Origin of the sequence: Pseudomonas sp. AL 58 (assembly GCF_036348395.1) — a bacterium.
Lineage (GTDB): Bacteria > Pseudomonadota > Gammaproteobacteria > Pseudomonadales > Pseudomonadaceae > Aquipseudomonas > Aquipseudomonas defluvii.
Genome location: NZ_JAZBQR010000024.1, coordinates 26198 through 42707, shown reverse-complemented (window position 1 = coordinate 42707; position 16510 = coordinate 26198). Strand labels below are relative to the sequence as shown.

Annotated in this window: 13 protein-coding genes and 1 pseudogene; 7 read left to right on the top strand and 7 right to left on the bottom strand. The window is 61.4% G+C overall.

Translation table 11 applies throughout. The annotated features are described in order from the left end of the window. The first annotated feature begins 9 nt into the window (after window positions 1-9). The 3 genes from hpaH to UIA24_RS20245 are packed head-to-tail and all read left to right on the top strand — an operon-like array spanning window position 10 to window position 3097. Complete coding sequence (gene hpaH / locus UIA24_RS20255; protein ID WP_065757829.1) at window positions 10-813, top strand: 2-oxo-hept-4-ene-1,7-dioate hydratase; 804 nt, start codon at window positions 10-12, stop codon at window positions 811-813. 10 nt (window positions 814-823) lie between these two features. Continuing rightward, window positions 824-1627 (top strand): 4-hydroxy-2-oxoheptanedioate aldolase, encoded by an 804-nt coding sequence (gene hpaI, locus UIA24_RS20250; RefSeq protein ID WP_065757828.1) that lies wholly within the window; start codon window positions 824-826, stop codon window positions 1625-1627. 15 nt (window positions 1628-1642) lie between these two features. Continuing rightward, window positions 1643-3097, top strand: a complete 1455-nt coding sequence (locus tag UIA24_RS20245) for an NAD-dependent succinate-semialdehyde dehydrogenase (protein ID WP_330523730.1) — start codon at window positions 1643-1645, stop codon at window positions 3095-3097. A gap of 65 nt (window positions 3098-3162) precedes the next feature. Here UIA24_RS20245 and tyrS read toward each other — a convergent pair whose 3' ends face one another. Next, window positions 3163-4398: a tyrosine--tRNA ligase gene (tyrS, locus tag UIA24_RS20240; RefSeq protein ID WP_330523729.1), complete on the bottom strand. Its 1236-nt coding sequence runs from the start codon at window positions 4396-4398 to the stop codon at window positions 3163-3165. Window positions 4399-4734: 336 nt separating this feature from the next. On the opposite strand from tyrS, the gene UIA24_RS20235 reads away from it, so the two are divergent. After that, window positions 4735-6033: an NAD(P)/FAD-dependent oxidoreductase gene (locus UIA24_RS20235; protein ID WP_065757825.1), complete on the top strand. Its 1299-nt coding sequence runs from the start codon at window positions 4735-4737 to the stop codon at window positions 6031-6033. Window positions 6034-6066: 33 nt separating this feature from the next. Then, the gene (locus tag UIA24_RS20230; protein ID WP_330523728.1) at window positions 6067-6432 is read left to right on the top strand and encodes a cupin domain-containing protein; all 366 of its coding nucleotides are present in this window, start codon (window positions 6067-6069) and stop codon (window positions 6430-6432) included. 258 nt (window positions 6433-6690) lie between these two features. On the opposite strand, the gene feaR is transcribed toward UIA24_RS20230, so the two are convergent. From feaR to UIA24_RS20200, 6 genes and pseudogenes are all read right to left on the bottom strand, one after another. Then, window positions 6691-7653 (bottom strand): transcriptional regulator FeaR, encoded by a 963-nt coding sequence (gene feaR / locus UIA24_RS20225; protein WP_102052103.1) that lies wholly within the window; start codon window positions 7651-7653, stop codon window positions 6691-6693. Between the two features lie 113 nt (window positions 7654-7766). Beyond that, window positions 7767-8351: a DUF3156 family protein gene (locus UIA24_RS20220; RefSeq protein ID WP_330523750.1), complete on the bottom strand. Its 585-nt coding sequence runs from the start codon at window positions 8349-8351 to the stop codon at window positions 7767-7769. Further along, the gene (locus tag UIA24_RS20215) at window positions 8332-9831 is read right to left on the bottom strand and encodes an APC family permease (protein WP_330523727.1); all 1500 of its coding nucleotides are present in this window, start codon (window positions 9829-9831) and stop codon (window positions 8332-8334) included. Before UIA24_RS20215 ends, UIA24_RS20220 begins: the two co-directional genes overlap by 20 nt. A gap of 214 nt (window positions 9832-10045) precedes the next feature. Further along, window positions 10046-10585: pseudogene (locus UIA24_RS23385) on the bottom strand (methyl-accepting chemotaxis protein); the annotation flags it as partial. A 536-nt stretch (window positions 10586-11121) separates the two neighbouring features. Next, on the bottom strand, window positions 11122-12060 hold the full coding sequence (locus UIA24_RS20205) for a p-hydroxyphenylacetate 3-hydroxylase reductase component (RefSeq protein ID WP_102052100.1): 939 nt from the start codon (window positions 12058-12060) through the stop codon (window positions 11122-11124). A 75-nt stretch (window positions 12061-12135) separates the two neighbouring features. Next, window positions 12136-13305 carry a p-hydroxyphenylacetate 3-hydroxylase oxygenase component gene (locus UIA24_RS20200; protein ID WP_102052099.1) on the bottom strand — a complete coding sequence of 390 codons (1170 nt, stop codon included), beginning with the start codon at window positions 13303-13305 and terminating at the stop codon, window positions 12136-12138. 358 nt (window positions 13306-13663) lie between these two features. On the opposite strand from UIA24_RS20200, the gene UIA24_RS20195 reads away from it, so the two are divergent. Next, on the top strand, window positions 13664-15151 hold the full coding sequence (locus UIA24_RS20195; protein WP_330523725.1) for an aldehyde dehydrogenase family protein: 1488 nt from the start codon (window positions 13664-13666) through the stop codon (window positions 15149-15151). 99 nt (window positions 15152-15250) lie between these two features. Next, window positions 15251-16510: an MFS transporter gene (locus UIA24_RS20190; RefSeq protein WP_218195298.1), complete on the top strand. Its 1260-nt coding sequence runs from the start codon at window positions 15251-15253 to the stop codon at window positions 16508-16510.

Genomic DNA, 16510 nt, shown 5'->3' with positions numbered 1-16510 from the left:
GCCTTTTCCATGCTTGACCACAGCCTGATTCTGCAAGCCGCTGCCCAACTCGACCGTGCTGAACGCTCGCGCGAACAAGTCCGCCAGTTCTCGCTCGAACACCCGGCCATCACCATCGAAGACGCCTATGCCATCCAACGCGCCTGGGTAGCGCAGAAGATCAAGGACGGTCGCAAGCTGGTCGGGCACAAGATCGGCCTGACCTCAAGGGCCATGCAAGTTTCCTCGAACATCACCGAACCGGACTACGGCGCCCTGCTCGATGACATGATGTTCGAAGAAGGCAGTGACATTCCCTTCGACCGCTTCATCGTGCCTCGGGTCGAGGTGGAGCTCGCGTTCATCCTCGGTAAACCGCTGAAAGGCCCGAACGTCAGCGTGTTCGACGTGCTCGACGCCACCGAGTGGGTAATCCCGGCGCTGGAAATCATCGACGCGCGCATTCAACAGATCGACCCGCAGACCAAGGCCACCCGCAAGGTCTTCGACACCATCTCCGATAACGCCGCCAACGCCGGCGTGGTCATGGGCGGGCGGGCCGTGCGCCCGACCGAAATCGACCTGCGCAAGGTGCCTGCCGTGCTCTACCGCAATGGCGTGATCGAAGAGTCCGGCGTATCGGCGGCCGTGCTCAACCACCCGGCCAAAGGCGTGGCATGGCTGGCAAACAAACTGGCGCCGTATGACGTCACCCTGGAAGCCGGTCAGATCATTCTTGGCGGCTCATTCACCCGTCCGGTTGCCGCCAACCCAGGCGATACCTTCCATGTCGACTACGACATGCTCGGCTCCATCGCGTGCCGTTTTGTCTGAGGAGCAGCCCATGGACATGCCCATCAATACCTTCAAGCAACGCCTGAAAAGTGGCGAAGCCCAGATCGGCCTGTGGCTCGGCCTGGCCGATGCCTATTGCGCGGAGCTCGCGGCCAATGCCGGTTTCGACTGGTTGCTGATCGATGGAGAACACGCCCCGAATGACCTGCGCGGCATGCTCGGCCAGTTGCAAGCCGTGGCGCCCTACCCGAGCCAACCGATCATTCGCCCGGTGATCGGCGATACCGCCCTGATCAAGCAGGTGCTGGACATCGGCGCCCAGACCTTGCTGGTGCCCATGGTCGAAAGCGCGGAGCAGGCACGCGAACTGGTCCGCGCCATCCACTACCCGCCGCAAGGTGTTCGCGGGGTTGGCAGCGCCCTGGCCCGCGCCTCGCGCTGGAACAGCATTCCCGGCTACCTGGATCACGCTGACCAGCAGATGTGCCTGCTGGTGCAGATCGAAAACCGTGAAGGCCTGGCCAACCTGGACGCCATCGCCGCGGTCGACGGCGTCGACGGTGTGTTCATCGGCCCGGCCGACCTCAGTGCCTCACTGGGCCATCGTGGCAACCCTGGCCACCCCGAAGTCCAGGCGGCCATCGAAGACGCCATCGTGCGGATCCAGCAGGCTGGCAAAGCCGCCGGCATTCTCAGCGCTGACGAGGCACTCGCCCGGCGCTACATCGAACTGGGCGCAGCCTTCGTCGCCGTCGGTGTCGACACCACCGTGCTGATGCGTGGCCTGCAGGCCCTGGCCGGCAAATTCAAAGGCTGCGCCGCGCCCACCAGCGCGGGCGGCAGCGTCTACTAACTGCTGAGCATGACCATGACACTCAACGACTTGAAACTGCTACGCGAGCACGCCTACGTCAACGGCCAATGGCTTGAGGCGGACGACCATGCCCGCTTCAGCGTGAGCAACCCGGCCAACGGCGAAATCATCGCCACCGTCAGCTCCCTCGGCCAGGCCGAAACTGCCCGCGCCATCGACGCCGCTCATGCGGCCCTGCCAGCCTGGCGCGACAAAACCGCTAAAGAGCGCAGCGCAATTCTGCGTAAATGGTTCGAGCTGATCATGGCCAACCAGGAAGACCTGGCGCGCCTGCTGAGCTGGGAACAGGGTAAGCCGCTGGCAGAAAGCCGTGGCGAAATTGCCTATGGCGCCAGCTTTATCGAATGGTTCGCCGAAGAGGCCAAACGGGTCTATGGCGACGTCATTCCTCACGACAAGCCAGGCCGTCGCCTGCTGGTCATCAAGCAGCCGATTGGCGTCGTCGCCGCGATTACCCCGTGGAACTTCCCCAACGCCATGATCACCCGCAAGGTCGGCCCGGCCTTGGCGGCAGGCTGCACCGTTATCGTCAAACCGGCCTCGGAAACCCCATTGTCGGCACTGGCGCTGGCCGAGTTGGGCGAGCGTGCCGGTATTCCTGCAGGCGTGCTTAATATTGTGCCTGGCACCCGCTCCCGCGAGATCGGTGCGGAGCTGACCGGTAACCCGCTGGTGCAGAAGCTCTCGTTCACCGGCTCGACCGGTATCGGCAAGCTGTTGATGGCGCAATGCGCTGAAACCATCAAGAAAGTCAGCCTGGAACTGGGCGGCAATGCGCCCTTTATCGTCTTTGACGATGCCGACCTGGATGCGGCTGTTGAAGGCGTGATCGGCTCCAAGTTCCGCAACACCGGGCAAACCTGCGTCTGCACCAACCGTATTCTGGTTCAGAACAGCGTCTACGAGGCCTTCAGCGAACGCCTCGCCAGCGCCGTCAAGGCGCTCAAGGTTGGCAGTGCCGATACCGACGGCGTCCAGCAAGGCCCCTTGATCAATGCCAAGGCGGTGACCAAGGTCGAAGAACACATCAACGATGCGCTGGGCAAAGGCGCGACGCTGCTCGCCGGCGGCAAGCCCCATGCCTTGGGCGGCAACTTCTTCGAGCCCACCGTGCTGGGCGATGTAACCCCGCAGATGCTGGTGGCCCGTGACGAAACCTTCGGGCCACTGGCACCGATCTTCCGCTTCGACACCGAAGCAGAAGCCATCGCCATGGCCAACGACACCGAGTTCGGCCTGGCCTCCTACCTCTATACCCGCGACCTCGGTCGTGCCTGGCGCGTCAGCGAGGCGCTGGAATATGGCATGGTCGGCGTCAACGAAGGGCTGATCTCTACCGAAGTGGCCCCCTTCGGCGGCATCAAGCAATCCGGCCTGGGCCGCGAAGGCTCCAAGTACGGCATTGATGACTACATCGAGCAAAAGTACATGTGCCTGGGTATCAAGTAACGGCCAGGTCCGTTGACCAACACGGCCTGCTGAGCAGGCCGTGTTTCAGCTAACCCCCGCTCGCGTCAGCCCACCACCTTGATGTCGAAATGGCGTTTCTTGCCCAGGCTCACCCGCCATTGACTGGCCTGCTGGTCCATTTCCCGCTCAGCCGACTCAACAACCTCCCCATCCAGCCGCAGCCCACGCCCCTCGGCCAAACGACGTGCCGCTGAGCGTGATGCCTGCAAGCCCGTCTCGACCAGCAGCTCGGCCAGGCTGATACCTGCCTGTACCTGGGCGCGCGAAATATTCAGCGTGGTCAGCTCCGCCGCCTCACCGTGGGCAAATACAGCGGTTGCCGCCGCATGGGCTTGCTGTGCCGCCGCCTCGCCATGGGCCAGCGCCGTAGCGTGATCAGCCAATACGCACTTCGCCTGATTCAACGCGGCACCGCCCTGCGCCGTGAGCGCCTGAATCTCCTCCAGCGGCAGCTCGGTGAACAGCGCCAGGAAGCGCCCGACATCGCGGTCATCACAGTTGCGCCAGAACTGCCAGAAATCGAACGGTGCCAGGCGGCTACCGTCCAACCACACCGCGCCACTGACCGACTTGCCCATTTTCTTGCCATCGCTGCTGGTCAACAGCGGCATGGTCAGGCCAAACAGCTGGCGATTGTCACGACGGCGCCCCAGCTCCACACCATTGATGATGTTGGCCCACTGGTCAGCACCGCCCAGTTGCACCGTGCAATCGTACTGGCGCGCCAGCTCGGTAAAGTCGTGGGCCTGCAGCAGGGTGTAGCCGAACTCAAGAAACGACAATGAATGCTCGCGCTCCAGGCGCTGGCGAACCGCGTCGAAGGTCAGCAAACGGTTGATGGAGAAGTAGCGCCCCACCTGATCCAGAAACTGCAGGTAACCAATGCCATCGAGCCATTGGGCGTTGTCGACGACAAAACCAGCGCCCTCTCCCAGGTTCAGGTAACGGCCAAAAGTGCGGGTAATGCCAGCGATATTGGCCTGGATCTGCGCTTCGCTGAGGATCGGCCGGCTCTCGTCACGAAAGCTCGGGTCACCGATACGGGTCGTGGCGCCACCGATCAACAGAATTGGCCGGTGCCCGGCCTTCTGTAGCCAGCGCATCAGCATCAGGCCTTGCAGGTGGCCTACGTGCAGGCTGTCGGCGGTGGCATCAAAGCCGAGGTAGATCGTTCTTGAACCCGTGGCCAAGTGCGTGCGCAAGGCTTCCAGGTCGGTACTCTGGTGAATAAAGCCCCGCGCCTGCAGGTGGTCGATCAAACGGTCTTGGGTGTCGTTCATTGCTGTCTCCAGGGGTAAGGCCCGAGGAGAAGGGAGCACTATCCGATTCGCCTCAGGCGGATCGGGTGCACGCAGCAACTACCGCCTCATGGGGTGAGCGGGTAGCCGTAATAGTCGCTGCGACAGGTCATTAATGTATTCATGAAACGATCATCCGAAATGCAAGGGCTGCCGTCAAGCGGCCCGGCCTGAAACGCCTGCGCTGGCAGGCCAGATCAAAGCCGTCGGCACGCAGAGTCAAGACACCTACCGCTCGTTAGGAACTTAATAGGCCCCAGGGGACAGCGCTTGCGAAAAGCCCTGCCGTCGTGCCAATTCAACCGTTCAGGCTGCGCCATGATCACTATCGAAACGCCTACGTACTACTCGGCTACCAAGAAATACAACCTCAGTTTCCCGACGCTGGAAAGTGACATTGAAGCGGACGTCGTCGTGATTGGCGGCGGTTTTTCCGGCATCAACACTGCGCTGGAACTGGCCGAAAAAGGCATCACCAACGTTGTGGTGCTGGAAGCACGCTACCTGGGCTTTGGCGGTACGGGCCGCAATGGCGGGCAGATCATGGCCGGGATCGGGCACGACCTGGAGAAGATCAAGAGCAGTGTCGGCGAGCAAGGCCTGCGCGAGATCTTCGAGATCAGCGAACTGGGCGCCGGGATCATCAAGGACCGTATTGCCAAGTACGCCATCGACGCAGACTTCTGCCACGGCTATGGCTACATGGGCTTCAACGCCCGCCAGGAAAAAACCCTGCGTGCCTGGGAGAAAGACTTCAAATCGATCAACAGCAAGGACGAAATCCGCTTCCTGGCCGGCGCCGAGGTCAAGCAGATCATCGGCTCGGACGCCTACAGCAGCGCCCTGCTGCACATGGGCGGCGGCCATGTGCACTCGCTGAACCTGTTGCTCGGTGAGGCCAAGGCGCTGGTCGGCCTGGGCGCACGTATTTTCGAGCATAGCCCGGCCCTGGAAGTGAGCTACGGCGAGCAGATCACCGTGCGTACCGGGCGCGGCTCGGTGAAAGCGCGCAAGCTGCTGTGGGCCTGCGACAGCTTCCTCAACAAGCTGGAGCCAGAGTTGCACGCACGCACCATCAACACCTACGCATTCCAACTGATGACCGAGCCGCTGTCCGACGAATTGATCCGGCGCATCAGCCCGATCCGCGGCGCCTACAGCGATATTCGCCCAGTCATCGACTACTACCGGGTCACCAACGAGAACCGCCTGCTGTTCGGTGCCGCCACACCGTTCATCGAACACATCCCCAAGGACCTGAAGGCCTGGAACCGCAACCTGATGCTGAAGATCTTCCCGTACCTGAAGGACGTGCAGATCGACCTGGCCTGGGGCGGCCCAATGGCCACCGGCGCCAACCTGTTCCCGCAGATCGGCACACTCAGCGGCCGCCCGAATGCGTTCTATGTACAAGGCTACTCGGGCTTCGGCGTCACCCCGAGCCACATCATTTGCAAAATCCTCGCCGAGGGCATGAGCGAAGGTTCATCGCGTTACGACCTGATCAGCTCGGTCAAACACGCGCAGATCCTCGGCAAAGACCACATTCGCCCCCTGCTGCTGACGGCCGGCAAAAGCCTGCATCAGCTGTCCGGCTACTTCAACGGCCGGCGTTGAACCCCCTTATCGTTCACTCACTGGAGCACTGCCATGACCCTTACAACTGTACAGAACAACATTGCGCTGTCCGAACTCGACGCCTGGGGCACCGTTGCCGACCTGGGTTCCGAGATTCTGGAAGGCGAAGTCAAAGCCTTCGGCAAAATGACCTTCGGTGCACCGACCGATCCGGTCAGCAGCGCCTACTTCGGCACGACCCAAGGCAAGTTCCGCATGGTCTACCCATTCAACGAACAGGCCGTAGTCGTCACCGGCGAAGTGCTGCTCACTGATGAGTCCACCGGCCAGAGCACGCGCTACAAAGCCGGCGACAGCTGGTTCGTGACCAAGGGCACCCCAGTGCTCTGGGAAATCGTCAGCGAGAGCTTTGTGAAGCACTACTTCGCGGTCGTCTGACTCGCCTCGAGGCTCCCCGTTACCAACAAACCCTCGCTTTCAGCGGGGGTTTTTTTTTCCAGCCAACGTAGCGGCATTCACAGACTGCGGCACCCCTTTGTGGGCGTTGGCTTGCCAACGATGCAAGCACCGCGCATTCACTGCCGTACCGGCTCACCCAATGACACTACCGACCGAAAGGTAGGTAGCGAACACCGAGCTTGCCGACGACATACGGACGTCCTGGGTAAACGTGCTATCGAGTGATGAGGTTATCGGTTACGCCGTGCCAGCCGTGGCGGCGTTGAGTACATGAGCACGAAAATCTTTCGGCGATTGTTCGAACTGCTTCTTGAACGAGCGGCTGAAGTGCGCCGAGTCGGTAAACCCCCATTTGTAGGCAATGGCGGTAATCGATTCGGTCTTCAGGAACGGGTTGGAAAGGTCGTCGGCACTGCGTTTGAGGCGGGCACGCTGAATGTAGCGGCAAACGCTGTCGCCCTCCTCCTCAAACAGACGGTAGAGATGGCGCACCGAAATGTTCAAGCGACTGGCCAGGCTTGCCGGGCTCAAGCCTGGCTGGGTCAGTGATTCATCGATCACCTTCTGCACGTAGCTGCGCAGGTTGACACCATTGACGGTCAGCGAAGTGCTACTGGCGTCGGCGCGCTCGAAACCCGGGCTGAGCAACGAAATAAAGGCGCTCTGCAGCGCATCACCTTGCGCATTGGCCGAGGAATGCTCATCGGTGTCCTTGCACAGCTCATCCATCAACACATGCAACATGCGGCCACACGCGTTACTGGAGGAAATTTTGCCAAAGGTCTCACCCTGGCCTTTCAGGTGCTTGCGCACCTCAGTGCGCGACAACGACAACGAGGTGTGTTCAATCAAACCGAACGGGGTGATTTCGCAGGGGCCGACAGAGTCCATCAAGAGCATCTCACCCGGCGCAAGCTGGATTTTGACGCCCCCCTGAGTGATTTGCGAATAACCGGTACGCTGGCTGACCAGGAAACAATGCTGGTCATCGTCACGGTCAGGGTTGTCACCAAAGCGCTTGATGTTGCCCGCATTGGTTCGCAGGTTGGACAGTTGCAGACCGGCCCGCAGGCTGGTCGATATTTCACCGATGAACAGCGACCGGTTAAACGCCAACTCGGTCTCGAAACGGCCACAGACACTTTGCATGGCTGTGGTCCAACGCTCCAGTCTGTTGCCATCAAGCTGGGGGATGCTCATGAATACCTCCACACGCGAACTTATTTTTATGACTCAATTGTTAACATGTTACCAATGAGCGCACAACCATAATCCATCACGCAATGTGGAGCAGTATTCATGCCACCCTTTGGCTAACGTGCCAGTAACACGCGTTGCAGAGCCGTCAGCGTATGCTCGAGCAGCACTTTCTGTTCGCTGCTGAATTTTACGTAGCGACGAAAGGCAGGCATACGGTTGACGACTTCGCTGCCCCCCATGTGTTCCAGAGTAACCGTCCAGCCATTGAGCGCGTATTCGATGCTCAGGTGCTTGAAATCCAGCGGCATCAGCGCCGCGCTGAGCCTGGCGTCGCCCAGCAGCCGCTTCGACACGGCCTCGAACAGCGTCCGGTCGCCGCTACGGTAGCGGCAACGAATACCGGTACGCTTGAGCGAGCCAGTATGGTGCAGATCAAAGTGGACGTTGCCCTGTTCAAAGGCAGGCACCTGGAGACGGAACTCGGTCATGACCAGATGCATCAGCAACTGCGCTTGAGTACGCTCGCTGACCTGCACGCGCAGCCCCGTCGCCCCCAGATCGAACTCGGCACGGCCCGTCTCCGTCAGGTGGAAACGGTGTATTCCCAGGTTACGCCGCAGCAACTCCAGGGTGACCCCAGGCCGATAACCGGCCGGGGCCCGCTGGGCGCTGAACAGGTCAAACAGCTTTGCTAGCATGATGGACATGACCGCTAACGTGAATGCCAGGCTCGTTGGCGAACTCCACCGCCAGGACGTCTTCGACCCGTGCCGGGGCAAACGGGTTGACCTTCTGCACACACAGTGTCCAGAACAGCGCATAGGCTGCCGTGGCCGCCAGCATGATGCCGAATGGAACGTAGATGTCGGCGGGGTTCATGCCCGGCGGTGTAATGAACCACATCCCCAGCAGGATACCGACACTGGAGAGGATCTGTGGCAGCGGGAAGAACGGCGAGCGGTAGGCACGTGGCAGGTCAGGACGGCGAATGCGCAGGATGACCACCGACAGGGTCACCAGCAGGTAGGCCGTACTCCAGGCGCAGACCGCAGCCAGTACCAAGTGCAGGATGTTGTCTGCGTTACCCCCCAAGTACCAGGCGTGCAGGCAAGGAATCAGTACTGCGACGAGGATGCACAGCAGCGGCGTCTTGAAGCGCGGATGCAGGTAGGTGAACACCTTGGGCAATGCACCGTCCACCGCCATGCCGTAGAGAATCCGCGGTACGCCGGCCATCAGGGTATTGATGGTCGCAGCGCCGGCGAACAGGAAGCCGATACCCAGCCACAGCGGGCCAATGTCACCCATGACCTGGGCCGCAAACTTCGGAATGGCCATCGGCGTGTCCAGCAGGTGCAGCCCGGTGGCCGGATCAAGCACGATGTTCTCGACCTGACGCTTCATTGCCGCGCCATAGATGAACATGCACGACGCCACACCCAGCAACCCCAGGGCCATGGCCTTGGGCATCACCGAGGCAGACCTGCGCAGGTCCGGGGCTAGCGGCGTAACGAACTCGCAGCCGACAAACATGAACATGGCCATGCCAACCAGCGACAGGATGGTGATCAGGTCGGTGCCCACCAACGACTCACCGAACAGGCCGTCCAACTCTACTGCCGGCGCAGAAATCAGGCCAAGCACGCCAAACACCATCAGGGTGGTCCACATACCGAAGGTCAGGATGATCTCCGCACGACCGAAGGCGCTGACGCCGAAGGCATTGAGAATGCCGAACACGATCACGAACGCCACACCCAGCAACCACGAGCCACCGGCGGATTCGGCCAGGGTATTGAGGTGCTCAAAGTTCACCAGGGCCATGACCCCTGAGAGGATGGTCTCGGCGGTACCGGCGAAGACATGGACGATCAGGTAGGCTGAAAGCGTACCGGTAATGGCGAAAAAGCGCCCCATGCCGCAGTTGATGTAGTCGTAGACCGAACCGGTGGTTGGCAGGATCGAGGCCGCTTCGGCAAAGGTCGTCGACTGAGCCAGCATCATGACAGCGGCAATCACCATGGCCACCGCGAAGGCACTGCCACCAATCCCGAACCCCATGGTTGCGGTCAGGATGACCGGGCTGGCCATGATCAGACCAACCGTACTGGCCAGTGCCGTGGGAAATCCGACGGTGCCGCGATTCAGATGCTCGGTGAGCTTTTTATTGATTGACATCTGGATAATGCCCCTGACTTCAGTGTGTGACATAAATGGCGACAAAACCCGTCAACCTGCAACGCCCCTTCCAGGTGCGGGTTGTCACCGTGTACGTCCACTGTGCGCTTCGCCTCCGCTCATCGTCTTGCCCGTGGCTGCCGTCGTCTTTGTTGCAGCCTGCCACATATGAACGTCGAGCGCTTGCCTGCAACCGACCTCGCCGGCTTTATTGGCGGTGCAACATGGCCTGGATTTGCTGGGTGGCCTGGCGGGTACTTTCGGCAAGCTTCTTCACTTCATCGGCGACCACCGAAAAGCCGCGCCCCACCTCACCGGCACGTGCCGCTTCAATCGCGGCATTCAAGGCCAGCAGGTTGGTCTGCTCGGCGATACTCTTGATGACCCCGACAACAGTCGCGATCTGCGCGTAGGTCGCCTGATTCTGGGTCAGCATCTGTTCGTGACTGGCCTGTGCACTGCGCTCGTCACTGATGTCGCGCACCGCGCCCAACACACGGGTCAGCACGCCCTGTTCATCACGTACCGCACGACCACGCTCACGGCACCAGATAAAACCGCGGGTCTTGTGCTGCATCCGGTACTCGAACACATACTCGCCGCTACCGCCGGGCTTGAGGATCTCCCGGTCGAAAACCGCCATGATGTCAGCCAGGTCGTCCGGGTGCGTGATACTGACCTGCGCGTCCCAACCATCGGGCAACTCCTGCGGCAGGTAGCCCATCAGTGCACGGAACGGGTTAGAGATACGCATTGAGCTGGAGGGATGGCGCACATCGCCATGGGCGACCGAGATGTCCCAAGTACCTTCGGTGAGGGTCGACTGCAACAACGCCCAGATCTGTGCCTGTTGAACAAGCGCCTGGGTCTCGTGCTGTTGATCCAGTAACGCGGCCTGCAGCGTCTCGCAACGCTGTTGCAGAAGCGTCTGCTGTGCATGTGCGCTCTGCAGATGGTGTTGTTCCTGATCGAGCCGGGTGGCCAGTTCTGCCGCAGTGGCCTGCGCCTGCGCCAACTGCTGGCCGACCTGTTGGCGCTCGACGCCAAGGGTTTCCAGCGTCGCCCGCAACTGCGGATGGCTGGCCAGCAGCGGCGCCTGATGCGCCGTACCGGGCTGGCCGGCAATTATTTGCAGCAAGACCTCAGTCAACTCACCTGCCCAGTGATTGCGTTTGAAAAACATCAGCGCACCGTTTGGCTATCCAGTCGGAGGGAGTGTGAGTTGACCGTATTCCCAGATCGCCGTCTTGTGCCGCCGTGCCAAGGTAGTTGTTCGCCGCTGCCAGGGCGTCAGCTCTTGATCACCGCCTTGAGCACCGTCTTGAAGGTTTCGATCTGCTCTTCGCTGAACTGACCAAACACCTTGTCCTGCTGTTCACGGGCAATCGCCCACAGCGCTTCGGTTTCTTCAATACCCTTACCCGTCAACACCACCCGCTCATGGTCATCGGACACCAGCCCTTTGCGCTTGAGGTTGGCAACAGCCTCGACGATCTCGCGCTCGGGCATCGCCACTTCGCGCTGCAGGTCAGCAAGGCCCAGCCCCGCATCGTTCTCCAGCACCATCAGCATGCGCGCCTCACTGGTGCGCAAGCCGGTAGACAGTTGCCGCGGCTGGTAGCTGGTCTGATAGGCCCGCAAGGCCTGAGTCATCAGGTAGTACAGGTTATGGCTCAGACGGCCCTGGAAGTTGCTGCTGGGCGGCTGCCCCTCCTCACGCTTGGTCATGCGTGTGTGTGGCAACACCATGGAGTAGGCACCTTGGTGATACAACAGTGGCGAGCGCCCGCAATCATCGAACGCCACTACCTTGCCGACCAGAATCCAATGGTCCCCGCCGTCCAGTTGCTGGTACTTCTCGCAACTGAAACGCGCTGAGCAATCCGCGAGCAGCGGTGCGCCACCCTCACCGGCCTCGTAGACGATCCCGGCGAAGCGGTCATCCTTGGGGCGGGCAAAGTTGTTCGACAGGTCGATCTGGTCTGCCGCCAGGATGTTGACCGCAAAGTGGCTGGCCTCCTCGAACACCTCAAGGCTGCTCGAGCGCTTGTCGATGCTCCACAGGATGAGTGGCGGGTCCAGGGACACCGAGTTGAAGCTGTTGGCGGTCACGCCAACTTTGCGGCCGCTGGCATCGGCAGCCGTCACTACGGTGACACCCGTGGCAAAGTTGCCCAGCGCCCGGCGGAAGGCCCGTGCGTCGAAGGTGGTTTCAGTAAGGGTGGACATGCAAGACTCCCGGGCTGTCGCGACGACAGCCTCGTTTGTTGTTATTCGATACGCGTGACGAGAAGAACCGCTGAATCAGACCATCGAAGGATCAGGCTCAAGGCCCATCAGTTCACGGCCGAGGATCTGCGCACAGACATCGTAGTCGGTGTAGGCGTGAGCACCGGTCAGGTGCGCATCACGGAACAGGCGCTGACTTTCATTGCTCTCGAACCACGCACCGCCGCCAGATGCATCCATCAAGCGATCAACCGCTTGAATGCACATCTTCACAGCGTAGCCCTGATTGGTCCGCCAGAATGCCAGGGTGCCGCGGCTTGGGTACTCGTGGCGCTCACTGTGCTCGGCAATGTCCTGCCAGCTTTTTTCCAGCAAGGCGCGGGCAGCAGCGACCTGATGGGTGGACTCGGCCAGACGCATCAGCGCCGGAGTGGCGGCACCTACGGCAGCACCGGTGTAGGCACGCACGCGGTTACGGGTTTTCTCACGGAAGACCTCAAGCATGCGCTCGGCAATGCCCAGGCTCACGGTGGAGAAGCCACTGGCGAAATACGGGCGATAAGGTGCGTAGAAAATCTTGCTGTCGGGGTACAGGCCAAAGCCGGCGGACTTGCCTTCCATCATGTCCTTGGCCTTCTGGATACGGTGCTCAGGCACGAAGGCGTTGTCGATGATCAAGGTGCGGCTGCCACTGGCGCGCATGCCGACAGCGTACCAGTCATCGCGGATCTGGTAGTCACTGCGCGGCAACACGGCGAAGCAGTAGTCCTGAGTGCCCTCGGCGTTTTTGCGGCGAAAGCCAACAATCGCCCACTCGGCGTGATCGCAACCACTGCTCCAGCCCATTTCACCGCTGAAGGTGACGCCACCTTCAACCTCTTCGGTACGCCCGAACGGGGCGATGCTGCTGCTGGCGGTGGCATCGGGGTTGCTGCCCCAGATCTCCTCCTGCAGTTTGGCCGGGAACATCGCCAACTGATGGCTGTGGGTGCACAGCAGGCTCATGGCCCAGGCGGTGCTGGCACAGGAGCCGGCCAGCAGTGCAATGCACTCGGCAAACTCGGGCAGGGAAATTTCCAGGCCTCCGAACTTCTTCGGCAGAAATGCGCGGTGCAGGCCAGTGCCTTTGAGCAGCGCAATGTTCTCGGCAGGTACGGTACGCGCCTTCTCGGCCTCGTCCGCATTAGCGGCGATGGTTGGCAGAATGGACTTGAGATCTTCCAGCAAGGAGTTTGGCTTTTTCATGGTCTGGCTCATTATTATTGGACCCAAGTGACCTGCCGCGGCCAAAACCCATTTGGCTGCGGCATTGAGCGCTGGACGCATTAGACCAGGCGCCGCTCACTTACGAATGCCGGGCCAGTATGCGAGGCAGTCTCGCCCAGGAAAATGCACGTTCCAGATGGAAGATTGTACTTTCCATAGCCAACACCCTCTTCAGGCCACACCCGACAGCAGCCACCTGCCTGACCGATGGCAGGCACAGACATGTCGCTGACAGGCAGAGTCAAGATCGCCCCGCCAGCGCCGGGTAAGCTCGTGCCATACGTCTATTTCAGCGCGGCAAGCCGCCGCCTGCTTCCCTGCCTGGAGTCTGCCCAGCATGAGCGATATCGCACTGCTTCCCTCGGTCAACGCCTTCCTTGAGCGCGACCATAGCCTGTACATCGACGGCGGTTATGTCGCCAGCAGCTCAACGAACAGGCTCACGGTGCTGAACCCGGCCACTGGCGAGGCGATTGCGCAGGTCAGCGATGCAACCCAGGCTGATGTCGAGCGCGCCGTCGATTCGGCCAATCGCGGCTTCAAAGTCTGGTCACGCACCAGCCCGGCGGCACGCGCCAGCGTGTTGTTCAAGCTCGCCGACCTGCTGGAGCGCCACCGTGAGGAGCTGGCGCAGATCGAAACCTGCCAATCGGGCAAGATCATCCACATTTCACGCGCTTTCGAGGTCGATCAGGCGGCCCACTTCCTGCGCTACTACGCCGGCTGGGCAACCAAGATAACTGGCGAAACCATCACCCCATCGCTGCCCTCCTTTGCTGGCGAGCGCTACAGCGCCTTTACCCTGCGCGAACCGATTGGCGTGGTGGTCGGCATTGTGCCGTGGAACTTCTCCACCATGATCGCGATCTGGAAGCTGGCCTCGGCCTTGACCACCGGTTGCAGCATCATCATCAAACCGAGCGAGTTCACCCCGCTGACCATCCTGCGCATCGCCGAGCTGGCCAGTGAAGCGGGCCTGCCTGCCGGAGCACTCAACGTGCTGACCGGCGGCGGCAGTGTCGGCAAGGCGCTGATCGAGCACCCAGGCACCGACAAGGTGTCCTTCACGGGTTCAGTCCCGACCGGCATCGCCGTGGGCCAAGGCGCGATGGGTGCCAAACTGACCCGTGCCACCCTGGAGCTGGGCGGCAAGAACTCGGCAGGCTTTCTGCCTGACGTCGATATGGACAAGGCCGTCAATGGCATGATCGAAGCCGGCTTCCTTCACTCCGGGCAGATCTGCGCCGCTGCAGAACGCTTCTTCGTCCACCGCTCGCAGATCGAGCCGATGATGGACGCGCTGTCCAAACGCCTGGCGCAACTGAAGGTTGGCTCGCCACTGGATGAAAGCACCCAGTTTGGCCCGGTTGCGAACAAGCAACACCAGCAGAAACTGGCCCGGTTCTTCGCTACCGCCCGCGCCGAAAACAGCACCATCATTCATGGCGGCCAGATCAGCGAAGGCCCCGGCTGCTACGTGGAGCCGACGATCATCCTGGCCAACTCGGTGAACGACACCCTGCTCAATGAAGAAACCTTCGGCCCGGTCGCGACCTTCTTCCCGTATGACACCGAAGAGGAATTGCTGGCGCTGATGAACAACACCGCCTACGGCCTGAGCGCCAGCCTATGGACCAACGACCTGTCCAAAGCGCTGCGCCTGGTACCGGAAATCGAAGCCGGCACGGTCTGGGTCAACATGCACACCCTGCTCGACCCGGCCGTCCCCTTTGGCGGAACCAAGTCCTCGGGGATCGGCCGTGAATTCGGTGGGGCCTTCATCGATGACTTCACCGAACTGAAGTCGGTGATGATTCGCTACTGAACGCGGTGCAGGATGAATAATCTGTTGGCACAGGCGCATGACAGGACGGCGCACTAAGTTAATATGTGAACATTATCAGCCGCTGACGGGCGCCTTGTCGTGAACCACCCCCAACCTTCCACGTCGTCTCGCTGGCCCTCCTCGATCCGGGCGCTGCGCCACCGTAACTTTCGCCTGTACTTCGTTGGCCATGCGATTTCCACGCTAGGCACCTGGGTGCAGATGGTGGCGTTGTCCTGGCTGGTCTACCGGTTGACTGATTCCGCAGCGCTGCTGGGTATCACCACCTGCGCCAGCCTGTTGCCGCAGTTGTTTGTCGGCCCGATTGCCGGGGCCTGGATTGATCGCCACGACAAGCGCAGGTTGCTGATACTGACCCAGAGCCTGCTGGGCCTGCAGGCGCTGTTACTGGCGCTGCTGACCTACAGCGGCCACATTGGCGCGAACCTGATCGTGCTCATGTCGTTCGTCCTGGGCGTGCTGAATGCCGTGGACACACCGCTGCGCCAATCGCTGCTCAGCCGTTTCGTCGATGATGTCGACGACCTGCCAAATGCCCTGGCCTTGAATGCCTCGCTGTTTACCTGCTCACGCTTCGTCGGCCCGCCGCTGGCCGGGCTGCTGCTCGGCATGACCGGCGAGGCGGTGTGCTTCGCCCTGAACGCGCTGTCCTACGGCGCACTGATCACTGGCCTGCTGGCCGTGCGCATGAGCGCCGGTGTGCGCGCCAACGGCAGCATGCGCAGTGTCTTCCGCGAAGGCCTGACCTACGCCTTGCAGACGCCATCGGTACGCGGTCTGATTCTCGGCGTACTGATCGTGAACATCACAGCCTCAAGCTACGCCGTGCTGCTGCCGGTGTTCGCCCGGGACATCTTCGCCGGTGATGCGAGGACGCTGGGCTGGCTTTGGGGGGCGGCCGGGTTCGGCTCGCTGCTTTCGACCCTGCTGCTCGCCGCTCACCGGTCCGCCGAACAACTGCAGCGCTTGATCATCGCCACCGCCGGCGCCAGTGCCGTCGCCTTGCTGGTGTTTGCGGCCAGTACCCAGCTGGCACTGTCGTTGGCGGCAATGGCGGTGCTGGGCTTCGGCGTGACGATCAACAACGTCGGCACCAACATCCTGCTGCAGAGCCAGGCACCTGAAGTGCTGCGTGGCCGGGTAGTATCGCTCTACACCTCGACCCGTTTCGGCTTCGACGCCATCGGTGGCCTGCTCGCCGGCCTGCTGGCGGCACGCTTTGGCGGCCCATGGGCCATGCAGATCGCCGGCGCCTTGCTCCTGCTTTACTGCGCCTGGCAACTGCTGGCGCAACGCCGAAGCGCTCGGCAACAGGCACAGCCCAGCGAAACGCATTGA